16 protein-coding genes are annotated in these 17,576 nt (G+C 63.5%); 6 read left to right on the forward strand and 10 right to left on the reverse strand.

What is annotated here, in order from left to right:
- From ACR3EL_RS11395 to ACR3EL_RS11410, 4 genes are read right to left on the reverse strand one after another with little or no spacing between them, the layout of a single operon-like run.
- Positions 1–417 carry an ASCH domain-containing protein gene (locus ACR3EL_RS11395; protein WP_170340382.1) on the reverse strand — a complete coding sequence of 139 codons (417 nt, stop codon included), beginning with the start codon at positions 415–417 and terminating at the stop codon, positions 1–3.
- A 13-nt stretch (positions 418–430) separates the two neighbouring features.
- A complete protein-coding gene (locus tag ACR3EL_RS11400; RefSeq protein WP_170340380.1) occupies positions 431–2,035 on the reverse strand; it encodes a carboxyl transferase domain-containing protein in 1,605 nt (534 codons plus the stop codon).
- On the reverse strand, positions 2,032–2,832 hold the full coding sequence (locus ACR3EL_RS11405) for a hypothetical protein (protein WP_170340378.1): 801 nt from the start codon (positions 2,830–2,832) through the stop codon (positions 2,032–2,034). Before ACR3EL_RS11405 ends, ACR3EL_RS11400 begins: the two co-directional genes overlap by 4 nt.
- Complete coding sequence (locus ACR3EL_RS11410; RefSeq protein ID WP_170340376.1) at positions 2,822–4,354, reverse strand: AMP-binding protein; 1,533 nt, start codon at positions 4,352–4,354, stop codon at positions 2,822–2,824. The genes ACR3EL_RS11405 and ACR3EL_RS11410 overlap by 11 nt, the downstream gene beginning before the upstream one ends.
- 136 nt (positions 4,355–4,490) lie before the next feature.
- Between ACR3EL_RS11410 and ACR3EL_RS11415 the strand changes: the two genes are divergently transcribed.
- Positions 4,491–5,096, forward strand: a complete 606-nt coding sequence (locus ACR3EL_RS11415) for an OmpW/AlkL family protein (protein ID WP_093965074.1) — start codon at positions 4,491–4,493, stop codon at positions 5,094–5,096.
- A gap of 51 nt (positions 5,097–5,147) precedes the next feature.
- Here the strand turns inward: ACR3EL_RS11415 and ACR3EL_RS11420 are convergent, their stop codons facing one another.
- The 3 genes from ACR3EL_RS11420 to ACR3EL_RS11430 form a co-directional block, all read right to left on the reverse strand.
- Complete coding sequence (locus tag ACR3EL_RS11420) at positions 5,148–6,311, reverse strand: isovaleryl-CoA dehydrogenase (RefSeq protein WP_170340374.1); 1,164 nt, start codon at positions 6,309–6,311, stop codon at positions 5,148–5,150.
- 156 nt (positions 6,312–6,467) lie between these two features.
- Positions 6,468–7,658, reverse strand: a complete 1,191-nt coding sequence (locus ACR3EL_RS11425) for a DegT/DnrJ/EryC1/StrS family aminotransferase (RefSeq protein WP_480721633.1) — start codon at positions 7,656–7,658, stop codon at positions 6,468–6,470.
- Between the two features lie 40 nt (positions 7,659–7,698).
- On the reverse strand, positions 7,699–8,370 hold the full coding sequence (locus tag ACR3EL_RS11430) for an HAD-IA family hydrolase (RefSeq protein ID WP_480721634.1): 672 nt from the start codon (positions 8,368–8,370) through the stop codon (positions 7,699–7,701).
- Between the two features lie 133 nt (positions 8,371–8,503).
- Between ACR3EL_RS11430 and glmU the strand changes: the two genes are divergently transcribed.
- The 3 genes from glmU to ACR3EL_RS11445 are packed head-to-tail and all read left to right on the forward strand — an operon-like array spanning position 8,504 to position 12,377.
- Complete coding sequence (glmU, locus tag ACR3EL_RS11435) at positions 8,504–9,856, forward strand: bifunctional UDP-N-acetylglucosamine diphosphorylase/glucosamine-1-phosphate N-acetyltransferase GlmU (RefSeq protein WP_480721636.1); 1,353 nt, start codon at positions 8,504–8,506, stop codon at positions 9,854–9,856.
- Positions 9,857–9,860: 4 nt separating this feature from the next.
- Positions 9,861–11,684, forward strand: a complete 1,824-nt coding sequence (gene glmS, locus ACR3EL_RS11440; protein WP_480721638.1) for a glutamine--fructose-6-phosphate transaminase (isomerizing) — start codon at positions 9,861–9,863, stop codon at positions 11,682–11,684.
- A gap of 6 nt (positions 11,685–11,690) precedes the next feature.
- Positions 11,691–12,377, forward strand: a complete 687-nt coding sequence (locus ACR3EL_RS11445; protein WP_170368166.1) for a DNA alkylation repair protein — start codon at positions 11,691–11,693, stop codon at positions 12,375–12,377.
- On the opposite strand, the gene ACR3EL_RS11450 is transcribed toward ACR3EL_RS11445, so the two are convergent.
- Complete coding sequence (locus ACR3EL_RS11450; RefSeq protein WP_170368165.1) at positions 12,365–12,769, reverse strand: hypothetical protein; 405 nt, start codon at positions 12,767–12,769, stop codon at positions 12,365–12,367. The genes ACR3EL_RS11445 and ACR3EL_RS11450 overlap by 13 nt on opposite strands.
- Before the next feature lie 91 nt (positions 12,770–12,860).
- Between ACR3EL_RS11450 and moaA the strand changes: the two genes are divergently transcribed.
- Together moaA and ACR3EL_RS11460 are read left to right on the forward strand one after the other, a co-directional pair.
- Positions 12,861–13,868 carry a GTP 3',8-cyclase MoaA gene (gene moaA, locus ACR3EL_RS11455; protein WP_093964889.1) on the forward strand — a complete coding sequence of 336 codons (1,008 nt, stop codon included), beginning with the start codon at positions 12,861–12,863 and terminating at the stop codon, positions 13,866–13,868.
- 1 nt (position 13,869) lies between these two features.
- Positions 13,870–15,180: a 3-deoxy-D-manno-octulosonic acid transferase gene (locus tag ACR3EL_RS11460; RefSeq protein WP_170340362.1), complete on the forward strand. Its 1,311-nt coding sequence runs from the start codon at positions 13,870–13,872 to the stop codon at positions 15,178–15,180.
- Between the two features lie 39 nt (positions 15,181–15,219).
- Here ACR3EL_RS11460 and ACR3EL_RS11465 read toward each other — a convergent pair whose 3' ends face one another.
- Both ACR3EL_RS11465 and ACR3EL_RS11470 read right to left on the reverse strand, forming a co-directional pair.
- Positions 15,220–16,383: a M20 aminoacylase family protein gene (locus tag ACR3EL_RS11465; protein ID WP_170340360.1), complete on the reverse strand. Its 1,164-nt coding sequence runs from the start codon at positions 16,381–16,383 to the stop codon at positions 15,220–15,222.
- Between the two features lie 25 nt (positions 16,384–16,408).
- On the reverse strand, positions 16,409–17,572 hold the full coding sequence (locus tag ACR3EL_RS11470) for a M20 aminoacylase family protein (protein ID WP_170340358.1): 1,164 nt from the start codon (positions 17,570–17,572) through the stop codon (positions 16,409–16,411).
- Positions 17,573–17,576 lie beyond the last annotated feature (4 nt).

A 17,576-nucleotide genomic window follows, 5' to 3' on the forward strand; every position in this document is an offset into this window, starting at 1 on the left:
TTACCCTTTCCCTGCCAGATCTTCCACAAGGCGAAACCGTTCGCAGACCAACTCCATCTTTGGGTCGAAGCCGCCGTTTCGTTCGAAATATCTGCGATGATCCTCGCGCCAGCCTTCCAGGCTGTCGTTTTCGCCCTCGGCCAAGGCAAATGCCTCGTCCACATCGCAATAGCGCCGGACCGTCACATCGACCGTTTCGATGACCAGCGCGGGCTGCCCGTCCCAGTCCAAAGCGATGTCGCGGCGGCCAACTTGCGGCATTGCCTCGCCATCCGCCGTAAAGTCACGCAACGCGCCACATGTCGCGGTCTTGCGGCCCGAGCGGACAAGAGCCAGCAATTCGTCGCACAATGCACGGTTGTCGCCGAACTGAAAGGTCTCGGCCCCCGGATATCTTTCTTTCAGGTTTTCCAGCATCAAACCGCCCCTTCTACATCCGAAACACGCCAAAGCGCGTGTCCTCGATGGGCGCGTTCAACGCGGCGCTCAGCGACAGGGCCAGGACGTCACGGCTTTTGCGCGGGTCGATGATGCCGTCATCCCACAGCCGGGCAGAGGCATAAAGCGGGTGCGACTGCTCCTCGAACATCTCGAGCGTTGGGCGTTTGAATTCGGCCTCTTCTTCGGCCGACCATGTGCCGCCCTGCCGTTCGATCCCGTCGCGCTTGACCGTTGCCAGAACACCGGCGGCCTGCTCGCCGCCCATGACCGAGATACGGCTGTTTGGCCACGTCCACAGGAAGCGGGGCTGATAGGCGCGCCCGGCCATGCCATAGTTCCCGGCCCCGAACGAGCCGCCCACCAGCATTGTGATCTTGGGCACGCTTGTGGTGGCCACGGCGGTCACCATCTTGGCGCCATGGCGCGCGATGCCTTCGTTCTCGTACTTGCGGCCAACCATGAAGCCGGTGATGTTCTGCAGAAAGACCAGCGGAATCTTGCGCTGGCTGCACAGTTCGACGAAATGCGCGCCTTTCTGCGCGGCCTCGGAGAACAGCACGCCATTGTTGGCGATGATGCCGATGGGGCAGCCTTTGACATGAGCAAAGCCTGTCACCAACGTTTCACCGAACCGAGGCTTGAACTCGTCAAAGCGCGAGCCATCGACCAGACGCGCGATCACCTCGCGAATGTCGTACGGTGTGCGCAGATCGGCCGGGACGACGCCCAGAATTTCCTCGGGGTCATAGGCCGGTTCTTCGGGGCTGGCCCAATCCACCGTCTGCGGCTTGTTCCGGTTCAACGAGCCAACGGCCCGGCGGGCCAGAGCCAGCGCGTGGGCGTCATCCTCGGCCAGATAGTCCGCGACGCCGGACAGGCGGGTGTGCACGTCGCCGCCGCCCAGGTCTTCTGCACTGACAACCTCGCCCGTTGCCGCCTTGACCAGCGGCGGACCGGCCAGAAAGATCGTGCCCTGTTCCTTGACGATGATCGTCACGTCGGACATGGCCGGCACATAGGCGCCGCCAGCGGTGCACGAGCCCATGACCACGGCGATCTGCGGAATGCCCTTGGCGCTCATCCGGGCCTGGTTGTAGAAGATGCGGCCGAAATGGTCGCGGTCGGGAAAGACCTCATCCTGGTTGGGCAGGTTCGCGCCGCCGCTGTCGACCAGATAGATGCAGGGCAGATGGTTTTCCTCGGCGATCTCTTGCGCGCGCAGGTGCTTTTTGACCGTCATCGGATAGTAGGTGCCGCCCTTCACGGTGGCGTCGTTGCAGACCACCATGACCTCTTGCCCCTGCACCCGGCCGATCCCTGCGATGACACCGGCACAGGGGGCCGCACCACTATACATGCCATGCGCCGCCGTCGCGCCGATTTCGAGGAACGGAGACCCCGGATCCAGCAGGTTGGCCACCCGCCGGCGCGGCAGCATCTTGCCCCGCGACACATGGCGGTCGCGCGATTTCTCGCCCCCGCCCATACGCGCGGCCTCGGCGGCGTCCGAGATCTGCGCCAGCGCCTCAAGGTGCGCGGCACGGTTTTGCTTGAAGCCATCGGACGAGGGCAAAGCGGAAGATCGCAGCTTCATCTGGTATACTCTCTCAGAAATTCGCGAACGGGGTTTTCGCTGACGCCAAAGCTCTGCATGATGCGCGCATAGCCCTGCGACACGTTGCTGGAACAGACGGTGTCCAGCTTCTTGATTTCCGGCTCTTCGAGGAAATCCTCAAGGTCCCACATCGGAACCATGAAATAGTATTCGAACGGCTGCATCTCGGCCGCCATTTCCATCGCCTCGACGGCCTGGTCCTGTTCACCCCGGCACAGATAGGCCAGCGACAGGTTACGATAGGCGCTCCCGAGGCTCTCATAGTCGTCGTCTGCCTCGTATTGGCTGACCGCAAGCTTGAGCCGCCCCACGACCTGACGGTCGAAATACCCGTCATCCGCCTGTGCCTCGGGCAGGAACATTGCGACATAGGCCAGCTTCTCGTCGTGCCAGCCGTCGGTCTGCATCTCGTTGCTGAAGACGCTGTGCAGCATCCGGATTTCCGGTTCGAATTTCAGGGTGCCGTCGGAATCGGCCACCGCATCCAGATAGTTGTCGTAGAACGCGATCCTGCGTTTGTCTTCAGCGTCCAGCCTCGCGACCCGATCGGCGATCTTGCGCAATTCCGAGATGGCCTCATCCGGGTAGCCGTATAAAACCAGAAGGTCGGCCAATTGCAGTTTTTCGATGACGGCGATCTTTTCTTCGACAGCCTTGTCGATCGTGTCGTGCATCCACGTTTCGAAATAGGTCTTTCCGGCCCACACAGCCCCGATGACCGCGATGACGGTCGCGCTGAACTCGATTCCGGTCCGGACGCTGGATTTATCTGCCATGGCATATCTCCTCGGACGCGCGACGTTTCAATTCCTTGCGAATGACTTTTCCCGTCACGGTCAAAGGCAAGTCTTGCACAAAAGCCACCTCACGCGGGTAGGAATAATGCGCCAGACGGTCCTTGACCCAATCCTGCAACTCGGCCTCCGAGGCCTCAGACCCCGGTTTCAGCACCACATAGGCCTTCACGATCTCGGTCCGCAGCGGATCGGGTTTGCCGACCACGCCCACGGTGGCCACCGCCGGATGGGTCAGCAGGCAATCCTCGATCTCGGCCGGGCCGATGCGGTATCCGGCCGAGGTGATCACGTCATCCTCGCGGCCGACAAAGCGCAGATAGTCGCCCTCCCACAAGCCGCGGTCACCGGTGATCAGCCAATCGCCGCGAAACTTCTCGGCCGTGGCCTGCGGGTTGTTCCAGTATTCCAGCAGCATCGAGGCCGAGCCGCGCCGGATGGCCACGTCGCCCTCGGCGTCGGTCGGGTTGCCTGTGGCGTCGATCACCGCGACCTCGTGGCCCGGCACTGGCTTGCCGATGCAACCGGGGCGCGCGGGGAAATCCTCGGCACAAGACGAGACAACCATATTGCATTCGGTCTGGCCGTAGAATTCGTTGATCGTCAGGCCAAAGGCCCGCTCTCCCCACGCCAGCATTTCCGCGCCCAGCGGCTCGCCGCCCGAGGCCACGGACCGCAGACCGGGGATCGTCATGTCCGCGGCCTTCAGCATCCGCAGCGCCGTGGGGGGAAAGAACACGTTGCGCACGCCGCCGCGAGCGATCAAATCCGCGCAGGCCTCGGGAGTGAACTTGTCGAGCCGCGCGGCAACGACCGGGATGCCCAGCGCCAGCCCAGGCATCAGCACGTCGAACAACCCGCCGATCCAGGCCCAGTCGGCCGGCGTCCACAGGCAGTCGCCCGCGCGCAGATGGTTGTGGCTGATCGAAACGCCCGGCAGATGCCCGGTCAGCACCCGGTGCCCATGCAGCGCGCCTTTGGGTTTGCCCGTCGTGCCCGAGGTATAGATCAGCACCGCCGGATCCTCGGGGCCGGTGTCAGCAAAATCCACGGCGGGCCCGTCCGCCCCCAGCTCGGACACGATCAGCGGCTGCGCCAAATTGCCCAACATATCGGCGCCCTCGCCGTCGGTCAGCACATACCCGGCCCCCGCATCGCCGATGCGCGAGGCCAGGGCATCGCGCTTGAACAGCTTGAACAACGGCACCGAGATTGCCCCGATCTTCCAGATGGCCAGATGCGCCGCCGCGCACCACGGCGACTGGCTGAGCAGCACGCCGACCCGGTCGCCGGGTTGCACGCGGCCCAGCAACCCGCGCGCCAGCCGGTCGGTCATTAGGTCAAGTTCACCATAAGTGATCTCGGTCGTAGCCGCGGAAGACAGATCGAGTATCGCCACCTGCTCAGCGGGCCGCGAGAGACACTGGTGCGCCATGTTCAGCCTGGGCGGTATGTCCCAGCTGCCACCAGACCGCAAACCCGGTATGAGCTCAGCGGGACACATGGCGTTTTTCCCTTATATTTATACAGGTTGCTGCGCCAAGTTGAATATCGAACATCGTCGAAACTTGATGCAGATCAGAGTGGGCGCCCCATCCTGCGGGCATGGTCGGCTTGCACACAAAACCAAAGGCAAGAACATGACCAGCAAACTCGCCATCCTCACCCTTTCCACCGCGTTGGCCGCTGTTTCGGCCCCCGCATTCGCCCAGTCTCAGGGGGACTGGACCGTTGGTGTCGGTATCGGCTACCTCGACCCGAAATCCGACAACGGGTCCCTCGCCGGCTTCAGCGCCGACGTCGACTCGGACACCCGCCCGATCTTCACCGCCGAGTATTTCATCCGCGACAATCTGGGCATCGAGCTTTTGGCCGCAACACCGTTCAGCCATGACATCACGCTGGGCGGAAGCGTCGACGCGGGCAGCGTCAAGCACCTGCCGCCCACACTGTCGCTGAACTACCACTTTGCAACCAACAGCGCCTGGAAACCCTATGTCGGCGCCGGTTTGAACTACACCGTGTTCTTTGACGAGGAATCGCCGCTGGGCGATCTCAAGGTCGACGACTCGTTCGGCGTGTCGCTGCAGGCCGGCCTGGACTACATGGTCACGGACAAGGGCGCGGTTCGCCTGAACGTCCGCTGGTTCGACATCGACTCGGACGTCACCCTCAACGGAGCCGACATCGGCAAGGCCGAGATCGATCCGTGGCTGGTTGGCGTGTCCTACGTCCATCGCTTCTGATCCCTTGATCGGAAACGCCTCGCCGTGACCTCGTCGGCGAGGCGTTTTTCTTCAGAGCATTTCGTTCATCAATTCGCGGCCGATCAGCATCCGGCGGATCTCGCTGGTGCCCGCGCCGATCTCCATCAGCTTGGCATCGCGGAAGATCCGGCTGACTGGCGCATCCGCCAAGAACCCGGCCCCGCCCATGGCCTGAACAGCCTGATGCGCCTGCACCATCGCCTGCTCGGACGCATAGAGGCAGCACGCCGCCGCATCCTGCCGGGTCACGTCGCCCCGGTCACAGGCCTTGGCGACCTCATAGACATAGGCCCGGGCCGAATTCATCGCGGTGTACATGTCGGCGATCTTGCCCTGCATCAGCTGGAAGGTTCCGATCGGTTTGCCGAACTGCTTGCGCTCGGCCAGATAGGGCATGATCTCGTCCAGGCAGGCAGCCATGATGCCGGTGCCGATCCCGGCCAGAACCACGCGCTCATAGTCGAGGCCCGACATCAGCACGGCGACGCCCTTGCCTTCTTCGCCCAGCACGTTCTCGAACGGCACCTCGACATCTTCAAAGATCAGCTCGGCCGTGTTCGAGCCCCGCATACCCAGCTTGTCGAAATGGGGCGAGGTCGAGAACCCTTTCATCTCTTTCTCGATCAGGAAGGCCGTGATGCCCTTGGACCCGGCCTCCGGGTCGGTCTTGGCATAGACGACCAGCGTATCGGCATCCGGCCCGTTGGTGATCCAGTATTTGTTGCCGTTCAGGCGGTAATGGTCGTTGCGCTTTTCCGCTCGCAGTTTCATCGACACAACATCCGACCCCGCCCCGGGTTCCGACATTGCCAGGGCACCTACGTGTTCGCCCGAAATCAGGCGCGGCAGGTATTTCTGCTTCTGTTCTTCAGTGCCGTTCAGCTTGATCTGGTTGACGCAGAGGTTGGAATGCGCCCCGTAGGACAGCGCCACCGATGCCGAGGCGCGTGCGATTTCTTCAACCGCGATCGTATGCGCCAGATAGGTCATTTCGGCGCCGCCATACTGTTCGGGAACGGTTACGCCCAGCAGACCGAGTTCACCCATTTCCTTCCACAGTTCGTTGGGAAAGGCGTTGGTCTTGTCGATCTCGGCCGCCAGCGGCTTGACCCGCTCCTGCGCCCAGCGGTGCACCATCTCGCGCAGCGCGTTCACATCTTCACCCAGATCGAATTGCATTGTCGCCGTGAACATCCGCGCTCTCCTCTTTCGCGTTAATGAACAGGTGTTCAATAAACTGATACAGACCTTTCCCCGCGCGGTCAATCATCGCGTGACCCAAATGAAAAAGCCGCCCCAAGGCGGCTTTTTCAGGATTCGAGCGTGCGCCGCATGGCGCACTCGATTGAATTACTGTTGGAAAACAGCGCCGACCTCGGCGCGGATGATGCCGGCAATCAGGCGGCAATCGTCCAGCGAGAAGGTCAGCGGAACGCGCATGTCGATGATCCCGCGCAGAATCCGGTCGGTCTCGGGCATCCGCTCCGACTCGGCATAGCGCCAACTGTCATAGCGCGAGGTGAACCCGGTCGGCTCGGCCCCACCGAACCATTTCAGCTCGACCCCGCGATCTGCGCAGCGCCGCAAAACCTCGGCGATTTGCTCAGGCGCCCAATCCAGCAGCAGGAACTGGATCGACGAGCCGACATAGCTCTCCTCGGCGGGCCGCTCGACGATGGTCAGGCCGGGCGTGCCGCGCAGGCCCGACTCGATCTCGGCATAACGTTCGTTCCAGCGCCGCACCTGCCGATCCAGATCGCGCAATTGGGGCCGCAGGATCGCCGCGCGCAGATTGTCCATCCGCCCCGACACGTTCGGCGTGGTGTACTTGATCCGCTCGAACACCTCGGGACCCGGCGCCGCAAGGTGGCGTTCATACAGCATGTACGAGCCCGAAAGCATTGTGGCCTTGGCCGCCAGCATCTCGTCATCTGTAACCAGCAGACCACCCTCGCCCGAGTTCACATGTTTGTAGGTCTGGCAGGAATAGCAGCCGATCGCCCCCTGACGGCCGGACAGTTGCCCGCGCCAAGCGGCGCCCATCGTGTGGGCGCAGTCCTCGATCACCGTCACTCCGGCGGCGTCGCACATCTGCATCAACCGGTCCATGTCACACAGATGCCCGCGCATGTGGCTGAGCATCAGAACTTTGGCGCGGTCCAGCTTGGCCGCCAGATCGCCCAGATCGATGGTCAACCCCTCGGTCACGCCCACAAATACCGGGCGCGCATTGACCGAGGCGATCGCCCCCGGCACCGGGGCCAGCGTGAAAGCGTTGGTCAGAACCGCATCCCCCGGCTGGACCCCCACGGCACGCAGGGCCGTGGCCAGCGCATAGCCGCCCGAGGACACGGCCAGACAGTATTTCGCGCCCATCTGCGCGGCAAATTCCTGTTCCAACAGAGCGGTTTCGCTCAGCTCTCCCGGGGCCACGTTGTAGCGGTGCAACCGCCCGTGACGCAGAACGGCCAGCGCAGCCTCGATCGCCTCGTCGGGGATCGGCTCCTGCTGGGTGAAACTGCCAGAAAATCGCTCGGTCATGGAGTCGTTTGTGGGGCCAGTCGCAGCGCGGGTCAAGAGATCAGGCCGCCGCGCCCACAAGCTCGGCGACGATTGCGGGCAGATCGTCAAAATGGTGCAGCAGCGCCTCGGGCTGCAGCGCGGCCATGTCATCGCCGGACGGGCCGAAGGTCACAAGGATCGACGGCACTCCGGCGGCGCGGGCCGTGTTCCGGTCGGTATCCGAGTCGCCCACCAGAATGCAGTGGTCGGGATGCCCACCGGCCCGGCGCGCCGCTTCGCGCAACGGCGCGGGGTCGGGCTTGCGCACCGGCAGAGTATCCGCCCCCACCAGCGAGCCGAACAGCGCCCGCGCGCCCAGCCGCGCCATCAGCAGCTCGGCCAGCGCCTCGGGCTTGTTGGTGCAGATGCCGACACCGTACCCGGCGGCCTTTAGCGCCTCGACCGCCTGCAGCGCGCCGGGATAGAAGGTGGTGTGGGTGTCGATTGCCTGGGCGTAAGCATCCAGAAGGACCGGGTAATAGGCATTCACGGTCTCTTCGTCGTAGGCGCCCACGCGTTTCAACCCGTGGGTCAACATCATCCGTCCCCCACGCAAAGCCACCGCCGCATCCTGCCCGTGCACCAGCACATCGCCATGCCCCATCTGCCGGAAACAGTGGTTCGCCGCCGCCAGCAGATCCCCCGACGTATCGGCCAAAGTCCCGTCCAGATCGAAGATGACCGTGCGCATTCTGTCTCCTTGCTCGGCAGTTTTCCGCCATCTCGTGTTGCAAACGGCAATCTTGTTTGATGGCCGAACGGCTTGCGCCTTTGCCCTCAGCGGATAAAACGGACCGCGACAAAACAAAAGAGAAAACGCATTCATGAGCACTGCCCTTGTCATCCTTGCCGCCGGAAAAGGCACCCGGATGAATTCGGATATCCCAAAGGTTCTGCACCCGATCGCCCAGGTTCCGATGCTGGTGCACGCCATGCGCGCGGGGTCGGTTCTGGAACCCGAACGCACGGTCATCGTCACCGGCCACGGCGCTGAGGCGGTGGCCAAGGTCGCGCAGGCCGAGGATGAAGACGCGCGCATCGTCGTGCAGGACCAACAGTTGGGCACCGCCCATGCCGTCGCCCAGGCGCGCGCGGCTTTGGACGGGTTCACCGGCGACGTGGTCGTTCTGTACGGCGATACCCCGTTTCTGCAGCCCGACACGCTGGAGCGCATGATCGCCGCGCGGGCTGACAACGATCTGGTGATCCTGGGCTTCGAGGCCGCCGACCCGGCCCGGTACGGCCGTTTGGTGGTGAACGGCGACGCCCTGGAGCGGATCGTCGAGTTCACGGATGCTTCAGATGAAGAACGCGCCATAACCTTCTGCAACTCGGGCCTTCTGGCCTGTAACGCGGGCACTCTGTTCGACCTGATCGACGCGGTCGGAAACGAAAACGCCTCGGGCGAGTACTACCTGACCGACGTGGTCGCGATCGCGCGCGACCGCGGCCTGAAGGTCACAGCCGTTTCGTGCGACGAGGCGCAGACGCTGGGCGTGAACTCGCGCGCCGATCTGGCCGCGGCCGATGCCGTGTTCCAGGCCCGCGCCCGGGCCGAACTGCTGGATCTGGGCGTCACCTTGATGGCCCCCGAGACGGTCTATCTGGCCGCCGACACGGTGATCGGCCGCGACACGGTGATCGAACCCAACGTGGTCTTCGGCCCCGGCGTCACGGTCGAAAGCGGCGCGGCGATCCGGGCGTTTTCGCACCTGGAAGGCTGCCATGTCAGCCGCGGCGCCGTGGTCGGCCCCTATGCCCGGCTGCGTCCGGGGGCGGAACTGGCCGAGAACACCCGTATCGGCAATTTCGTCGAGATCAAGAATGCCGAAATCGCCGAGGGCGCCAAGGTCAATCACCTCAGCTATATCGGCGATGCGTCGGTCGGCGCGGGTACGAATATCGGCGCGGGCACCATCACCTGCAACTATGATGGCGTGATGAAGCACCGCACGGTGATCGGCGAGAACGTCTTTGTCGGCTCGAACACCATGCTGGTGGCCCCGGTCACCGTGGGCAGCGGCGCGATGACGGCCACGGGCACCATCGTGACCCGCGACATCGAACCCGACGCCCTGGCGGTGGGTCGCGCCAAACAGGAAAACAAACCGGGCTATGCCCGCAAGCTGTTCGAGATGCTGAAGGCGAAAAAGGCACGCCGGGACAAGGGAGCCTGAGTAAATGTGTGGAATTGTTGGCGTATTGGGCAAGCACGAGGCGGCGCCCATCCTGGTCGAAGCACTGAAACGACTGGAATACCGCGGCTATGACAGTGCGGGCATCGCAACCCTAAACGGCGGCAAGCTGGGCCGTCGGCGCGCGGTTGGCAAGCTGGTCAATCTCAGTGACCTGCTGGTGCATGACCCCCTGCCTGGCAAGTCCGGCATCGGGCACACGCGTTGGGCGACCCATGGCGCACCCTCTGTCAGCAACGCGCACCCGCATCAGGCCGGGCCGGTCGCCGTGGTCCACAACGGCATCGTCGAAAACTATCGCGAGTTGCGGGCCGAACTGGCTGAGAACGGCATCGATTTCCAGACCGAGACCGACACCGAAACCGTCGCGTTGATGACGGAATTCTACATGAAATCGGGGCTGAGCCCGGTCGAGGCCGCCTTCAAGACCATCGACCGGCTGCAAGGCGCCTTTGCGCTGGCCTTCCTGTTCGACGGCGAAGATGACCTGATCGTCGCCGCCCGCAAAGGCTCGCCGCTGGCCATCGGGCACGGGGATGGCGAGATGTTCGTCGGCTCGGACGCCATTGCGCTGGCGCCGCTGACCGACCGGATCACCTATCTGGAGGAAGGCGACCGCGCCGTGGTCACCCGCACTTCGGTCGAGATCCGCAACGAGGCCGGTGAGATCGCAAATCGCGAGATCCGCAAGATCCAGCTGGATCAGACCCGGACCGACAAGGGCGGGCACAAGCACTTCATGGCCAAGGAAATCGCCGAACAGCCGGTGGTGGTGGCCGAGGCGATCCGCTCGTACCTGCCCACCGGCGGCGACCGGGTGGTTCTGCCGGACACTGATCTTGATTTCTCCAAGCTGGACCGCCTGACCATGGTGGCCTGCGGCACGGCCTTCTATGCCTGTCTGACCGCCAAGTACTGGTTCGAGCAGCTGGCCCGGATGCCGGTCGAGGTCGATATCGCCAGCGAGTTCCGCTATCGCGAACCGCCGATCACCGACCGCACGCTGGCCCTGTTCGTCAGCCAGTCGGGCGAAACCGCCGACACCTTGGCCGCGCTGCGCTATTGCGAGGGCAAGGCCGACAAGATCGTTTCGGTGGTCAATGTCCCCGAAAGCTCGATCGCGCGGGAAAGCGACGTGGCACTGCCCATCCATGCCGGGGTCGAGATCGGCGTGGCCTCGACCAAGGCCTTCACCTGCCAGCTGAGCGTTCTGCTGATGCTGGCGCTCAAGGCCGCGGCCGACCGGGGCACACTGGACGACGATGCGCTGGCCGATCACGCCGCCGCGCTGCGCGGCCTGCCGACACTGCTGAATGCCGCGCTGGACCAGGAGGAGGCGATCCGGAAATCCGCCCAGCGCCTGTCCGAGGCGCGCGACGTTCTGTTCCTGGGACGCGGCCTGATGTACCCGCTGGCCCTCGAAGGGGCGCTGAAACTCAAGGAAATCAGCTATATCCACGCCGAGGGCTATGCCTCGGGCGAGTTGAAGCACGGCCCCATCGCCTTGATCGACAAGCACATGCCGGTGGTGGTGATGGCCCCGCGCGATGCGGTGTTCGACAAGACCGTGTCGAACATGCAAGAGGTCATGGCACGCAAGGGCAAGGTCATTCTGGTCTCGGACGACGACGGGATCGCAGATGCCAAGGACGGCGTCTGGAGCACGATCCGAATGCCGCATGCCCACGCCTCGGTGGCGCCGATCCTGTATTCGGTGCCCGCGCAGCTGCTGGCCTATCACACGGCGGTCGCCAAGGGCACCGATGTGGACCAGCCGCGCAACCTGGCGAAATCCGTCACGGTCGAGTAAGCCGCCATGCCGGACAGCCCCTTGGACCAGATCAAGGCCCATGCCGACCCGGACCGGGCCGCCCAGATGGCGGCCTATCACAAGGTCGATCGCCCCTATCTTGGGGTACCGAATCCGGTGCTGAATGATCTGACCAAAAGCTGGCGGCAGCAGATGGACGTGGACGCCCGTGTCGCGCTGGCCGATCAGCTGTGGCAGACCAACATCCACGAGGCGCGGCTGGCCGCCGCCAAGCTACTGACGCAGGCGCGCATCCGCCCCGATCAGGCGGTTTGGGACCTGCTGCAAAGCTGGCTGTCCGATTTCGACGCTTGGGCGGTGGCCGACCATGCCAGCATGGCCATGCAAAAGCGCCTGTGGGCCGATCCGTCGCGGCTGGATCAGGTCGAAGGCTGGACGACCTCGGATCACATGTGGACCCGACGCGCGGCACTGGTCGCCACCCTGCCCTGGACCAAGCAAAACCACCCCAAGCCCGAGGACCTACAGCGCCGCGACCGCATCCTGGGTTGGGCCGCCAAGTATGTCCCCGATCGCGACTGGTTCATCCAGAAGGCGGTGGCCTGGTGGCTGCGCGACCTGTCCAAACACGATCCCAATCGGGTCCGGGCGTTTCTGGCCACGTACGGTGACGCGATGAAGCCCTTTGCCCGCAAAGAGGCTGGCAAGTACCTGAAAGATCAATTGGAATAAACGTCCAGTTCGACCAGTTCGTCAAACGGCACCAGCAGCGCACGCATCGCCTCAACCGACAGGCGGCTGCCGCCCGAGGGTGCTGGCACAAGGGTGATGTAAGCCTGCGCGCCCGTCTTGGGTACGACCACCCGGCCATTGATCTCAGTTTCGACCAACGGCGTTTCAAGCCAGCGTCCGGGCTTGTTCGGATCGCCCAGTCCGGCAATCGTTGTCTTGGCGCCGGCCCATCCGGTGTTCACGGCCGCAACAGGCGTTGCTTCCACCTCTGCGGTCGCAGCGGCGGCTTCTGTCGCTTGCGCAGGTTCCGCATCCGGGGCGCGATCAAGGCCTTGCCGCACCGCATCACAGCCGGTCAGAAACGCAGGAAGAAGGACAAACAGGTATCGCATGCGACCAGCCTACCCCTGCCCGCGCCCGCGTTCCACCCCTCAAGCGCAGTTCTGACTTGTCGCAAGGCACCGTGCGCTTTACCTATTGAGCATGACTGCTCCGCTGATCGACCCGTTTGCCCGCGCAATCACCTATCTCCGCGTCTCCGTCACGGACCGCTGCGATTTCCGCTGTGTCTACTGCATGTCGGAGAACATGACCTTTCTGCCCAAGAAAGAGCTGCTGACGCTAGAAGAACTGGACCGGATGTGCTCGACCTTCATCCGGCTGGGCGTGGAAAAGCTGCGGATCACCGGCGGTGAGCCGCTGGTGCGCCGTGGGATCATGGGCTTCTTCGACTCGATGACCCGGCATCTGGACAGCGGCGCACTGAAAGAGCTGACGCTGACCACCAATGGCTCGCAACTGGCCCGGTTCGCCGACGACCTGTATGCCGCCGGGGTGCGGCGGGTGAATGTTTCGCTCGACACGCTGGACGAGGATAAGTTCGCCAAGATCACCCGTTGGGGTCGCTTGAAACAGGTCTTGGGCGGGATCGATGCCGCACAGAAGGCCGGGTTGCGCGTCAAGATCAACGCGGTGGCCCTGAAAGGGTTCAACGAGGAAGAACTGCCCAAGATCACACGATGGTGCGCCGAGCGCGACATGGACCTGACCTGGATCGAGGTCATGCCGATGGGTGACATCGGCAACGAGGATCGGCTGGACCAGTACTGGTCACTGAAAGACGTGCGGGCCGAGTACGAAAACCACTATACCGTCACTGATCTGGCCGAGCGCACCGGCGGCCCGGCGCGCTATGTCCGGTTGGAGGAAACCGGGCAAAAGATCGGTTTCATCACACCGCTCAGCCATAATTTCTGCGAAAGCTGCAACCGCGTACGCCTAACCTGTACGGGCGAGTTGTACATGTGCCTGGGGCAAGAGGACATGGCCGACCTGCGCGCGCCCCTACGCGACCACACCAACAGCGAAGAGCCGCTGGAACAGGCGATCCGCGCGGCGATTACCCTCAAGCCCAAGGGCCATGATTTTGACTATTCCCGCCAGAAGATCGACGGCCAGATGAGCCGTCACATGAGCCATACGGGCGGCTGACATGTCAGACTTGTCGGGGCGACCCACGGCGCTGTACCGTGTGTACTGCGCGTTGACGTCCATCGCCATGCCGTTGGCCTGGCGCACCGTTCGCGCCAAGCTGCAATCGGCGGGTGTTTCCGAAATCCGTCAGCGCGAGCGGCTGGGCCATGCGAGTCTGCCCCGCCCTAACGGTCGGCTGATCTGGTTCCATGCGGCCAGCGTTGGCGAAAGCCTGTCGGTTCTGAGCCTTATCAGGCGCATGAGCGAACGGATCGAGGATGCACAGTTCCTGATCACCTCTGGCACCCCGACCTCGGCGGCGCTGGTGGAAAAACGTCTGCCGCCGCGCACCCGCCACCAATACCCCCCTCTGGACAGCGCCGGCCCGGTGGCGCGGTTCCTGGATCACTGGCGGCCCGATGCCGGCGTCTTTGTCGAAAGCGAGATCTGGCCACGACTGATCGTCGAGACCGCCCAGCGTGGGACACCACTGGCCCTGCTGAACGCGCGCCTGTCCGAGAAATCGGTGGCCGGGTGGAAGAAGCGCCCCGACACCGCCCGCTTTGTCCTTAGCCAGTTCCGCCTGTTCCTGACGCAAAACGACCGCACGGCCGCAAACCTGATCGCCATGGGCGCGCCCGCCGATCTGGTGCAGCCCGGAACCAACCTCAAGGCCATGTCCGATCCGCTGCCGGTGGATCAAGACACGCTGATACAGATCCGCGCGCAGATCGGCGCGCGGCCGGTTTGGATCGCCAGCTCGACCCACGCAGGCGAGGAAGAGACCGTTCTGGCCGCCCATGCCGAATTGCTGAACCGCTGGCCCGGCCTGCTGCTGCTGCTGATCCCCCGCCACCCGGAACGGCGGGACGAGGTCTGCGCCCTGATTGATGCCGCAGGTCAAAGCCACGCCCTGCGCAGCGCCGGGCAGCCGATCACCGGCGACACGCAGGTCTATGTGGCCGATACGCTGGGCGAAACCGGAACGTGGTACGCTTTGTGCCCGATCGTGTTTCTGGGCGGGTCGCTGAAAGAGATTGGCGGCCACAACCCGTTCGAGCCGGCGCAGGCTGGCGCCGCGGTGATCACCGGGCCGGGTTACTACAATTTCGCCGAGACATTTGCCCCGCTGGTGGACAGCGGCGGCGCGGTCGAAGTCGCTTCGGCGCCGGAGTTGGCCAAGGCGGTCGAGCTCTGGCTGTCGGACAAATCGGCGCTGGCAGCGGCGCAAGCGGCGGCGCAATCCTGCGTGAACACCCAGAAATCGGCGCTTGATGCGATTGTGGATACGCTGTGCGACAAACTGGATCTTGAGGACGCAGGCCCCTGACCGCAAGCGGCAGCGGGGGCCTGCGCCCCCGCCACGGTATCAGGCTGCGGGCATCCGCTGTTCGACGATCTCGGCCCACCAGCTGCACCCGGCAGGGATCGCCTCGTCGTTGAAATTGTATTCCGGGTGGTGAACCATCGCCGTGTCGCCATTGCCGACCAGGATATAGGCGCCGGGGCGCTCTTCCAGCATGTAGGCGAAATCCTCGCCGCCCATGACCAAAGGCGCCTCCTCGCAGGCCCCCGAAACCGAGCGGGCGACCTCGGCGGCGAACTCGGTCTGCTCGTCGCTGTTGATCATGACCGGATAGCCCCGGATATAGTTGACATCGGCAGTACCGCCGAATGTCGCGGCGACGCCCGAGCAGATTTCGTTGATGCGCTGCTCAGCAAGGTCGCGCATCTCTTTGCTCATCGTGCGCACGGTGCCCTTGATCTGCACTTTCTGCGGGATCACGTTGAACGCCTTCGACGAGGTCTCGAACGAGGTGACCGAAACAACGACCTGATCGATCGGATCGGCATTGCGCGACGCGATGGTCTGCAACGCCAAAACCGCCTGCGCAGTCATGACAGTGGTGTCCACGGTTTCGTGCGGTTTGGCGGCATGACCGCCACGACCTTCGAAAGTGATATCGAACTGGTCAGTTGCCGCGAAGAACGCCCCCGGACGGATCGAGAAGCTGCCCACAGGCTTACCGGGCCAATTGTGCATTCCGTAGACTTCCTGAATGCCCCAACGCTCCATCAGGTTGTCTTCGCACATTTCGCGGCCGCCGCCGCCACCCTCCTCGGCGGGCTGGAAGATCACAACGACGGTTCCGTCGAAATTGCGCGTTTCGGACAGGTATTTGGCCGCCCCCAGCAGCATGGCGGTGTGGCCGTCATGGCCGCAGGCATGCATCGCACCCGGCGTTTTCGAAGCATAGTCCAACCCCGTCGCCTCGTGGATCGGCAAAGCGTCCATATCCGCCCGCAATCCGATCACCTTCCCCTTGGTGTCGGCCTTGCCTTTGATCACCCCGACCACTCCGGTGCGGCCAATCCCCGTGACCACCTCGTCGCAGCCGAATTCTTTCAGCTTTTCCGCGACCAGCGCACTGGTGCGATGCGTATCGAACAGAATTTCAGGATTCTCGTGAATATCACGCCGCCAGGCGGTGATTTCATCCTGCAATTCGGCAAAGCGGTTCTTCACTGGCATTTTCGTCTTCTCTCCTTAAAAAATCTCAGGCCACCGGCATCCGGCGTTCGACCATTTCTGCAAACCACGAGCATCCGATCGGAATGATCTCGTCATTGAAATCGTATTCGGGGTGGTGAAGCCCGGCGCTGTCGCCATTTCCCAAGACTATGAAGGCCCCGGGACGTTCCTGCAACATGAACGAGAAGTCTTCGCCCCCCATCACCATCGGTGCCTCGGCACAGCTGCCACCGACGGCAATTGCCGCGGATTCTGCATATCCAGTCTGCTCTTCCGCGTTGATCGTGACGGGAACGCCGCGCGAGTAGGTCACCGTGGCGGTGCCACCCATGGTCGCCGCGACACCTTGCACAACTTCTTTCAGCCGCTGTTCGATCAGGTCGCGCATCTCGTTCGAATGGGTGCGAACGGTGCCACGCAGCCGGGCCGATTGCGGGATCACGTTGAACGCTTTCGACGAGGTCTCGACCGCAGTGACCGACAGAACGGCCTGCAAGATCGGGTCGGCGTTGCGCGAAACGATGGTCTGCAGGGCCACGATCAGTTGCGACAGCATGACCGTCGTGTCCACGGTTTCCTGCGGCTTGGCGGCATGACCGCCGCGGCCTTCAAGATGGATGTCGAACTCGTCCGCCGCTGCCAGCAGAGGCCCGGAGCGAATGGCAAACTGCCCGGTCGGCAGGCCCGGCACGTTGTGCATCGCATAGACTTCCTGGATTCCGAAGCGGTCCATCAAACCGTCCTGGCACATGGCTTCAGCACCGTTGCCGCCTTCTTCGGCCGGCTGAAAGATCACGATCGCGGTCCCATCGAAGTTCCGGGTCTCGGCCAGATATTTGGCGGCGCCCAGAACCATCGCAGTGTGACCGTCATGGCCACAAGCATGCATGGCGCCCGCAGTCTTGGAGGCATATTCCGCTCCCGTCTGCTCCTGCATTGGCAGCGCATCCATATCGGCCCGCAGACCGATCACGCGGCCTTGGGTGTCGGTCCTGCCCTTGATCACACCGACCACCCCGGTCCGGCCAATCCCGGTCACGACATCGTCGCAACCGAACTCCTTCAATTTTTCGGCAACCAATGCGCTGGTCCGATGGGTATCGTAGAGAATTTCAGGGTGTTGATGTATGTCGCGCCGCCAACCGGTGATTTCGGGGTGCATTTCGGCAAAACGGTTCTTGATCGGCATGACT

It is taken from the genome of Ruegeria sp. BJ3 (genome assembly GCF_056535665.1).

Bases quoted from the DNA above. Each gene is read 5' to 3' on its own strand.
- ACR3EL_RS11395 (WP_170340382.1), bottom strand. From the start codon at position 417: ATGCTGGAAAACCTGAAAGAAAGATATCCGGGGGCCGAGACCTTTCAG.
- ACR3EL_RS11400 (WP_170340380.1), bottom strand. From the start codon at position 2,035: ATGAAGCTGCGATCTTCCGCTTTGCCCTCGTCCGATGGCTTCAAGCAA.
- ACR3EL_RS11405 (WP_170340378.1), bottom strand. From the start codon at position 2,832: ATGGCAGATAAATCCAGCGTCCGGACCGGAATCGAGTTCAGCGCGACC.
- ACR3EL_RS11410 (WP_170340376.1), bottom strand. From the start codon at position 4,354: ATGTGTCCCGCTGAGCTCATACCGGGTTTGCGGTCTGGTGGCAGCTGG.
- ACR3EL_RS11415 (WP_093965074.1), top strand. From the start codon at position 4,491: ATGACCAGCAAACTCGCCATCCTCACCCTTTCCACCGCGTTGGCCGCT.
- ACR3EL_RS11420 (WP_170340374.1), bottom strand. From the start codon at position 6,311: ATGTTCACGGCGACAATGCAATTCGATCTGGGTGAAGATGTGAACGCG.
- ACR3EL_RS11425 (WP_480721633.1), bottom strand. From the start codon at position 7,658: ATGACCGAGCGATTTTCTGGCAGTTTCACCCAGCAGGAGCCGATCCCC.
- ACR3EL_RS11430 (WP_480721634.1), bottom strand. From the start codon at position 8,370: ATGCGCACGGTCATCTTCGATCTGGACGGGACTTTGGCCGATACGTCG.
- glmU (WP_480721636.1), top strand. From the start codon at position 8,504: ATGAGCACTGCCCTTGTCATCCTTGCCGCCGGAAAAGGCACCCGGATG.
- glmS (WP_480721638.1), top strand. From the start codon at position 9,861: ATGTGTGGAATTGTTGGCGTATTGGGCAAGCACGAGGCGGCGCCCATC.
- ACR3EL_RS11445 (WP_170368166.1), top strand. From the start codon at position 11,691: ATGCCGGACAGCCCCTTGGACCAGATCAAGGCCCATGCCGACCCGGAC.
- ACR3EL_RS11450 (WP_170368165.1), bottom strand. From the start codon at position 12,769: ATGCGATACCTGTTTGTCCTTCTTCCTGCGTTTCTGACCGGCTGTGAT.
- moaA (WP_093964889.1), top strand. From the start codon at position 12,861: ATGACTGCTCCGCTGATCGACCCGTTTGCCCGCGCAATCACCTATCTC.
- ACR3EL_RS11460 (WP_170340362.1), top strand. From the start codon at position 13,870: ATGTCAGACTTGTCGGGGCGACCCACGGCGCTGTACCGTGTGTACTGC.
- ACR3EL_RS11465 (WP_170340360.1), bottom strand. From the start codon at position 16,383: ATGCCAGTGAAGAACCGCTTTGCCGAATTGCAGGATGAAATCACCGCC.
- ACR3EL_RS11470 (WP_170340358.1), bottom strand. From the start codon at position 17,572: ATGCCGATCAAGAACCGTTTTGCCGAAATGCACCCCGAAATCACCGGT.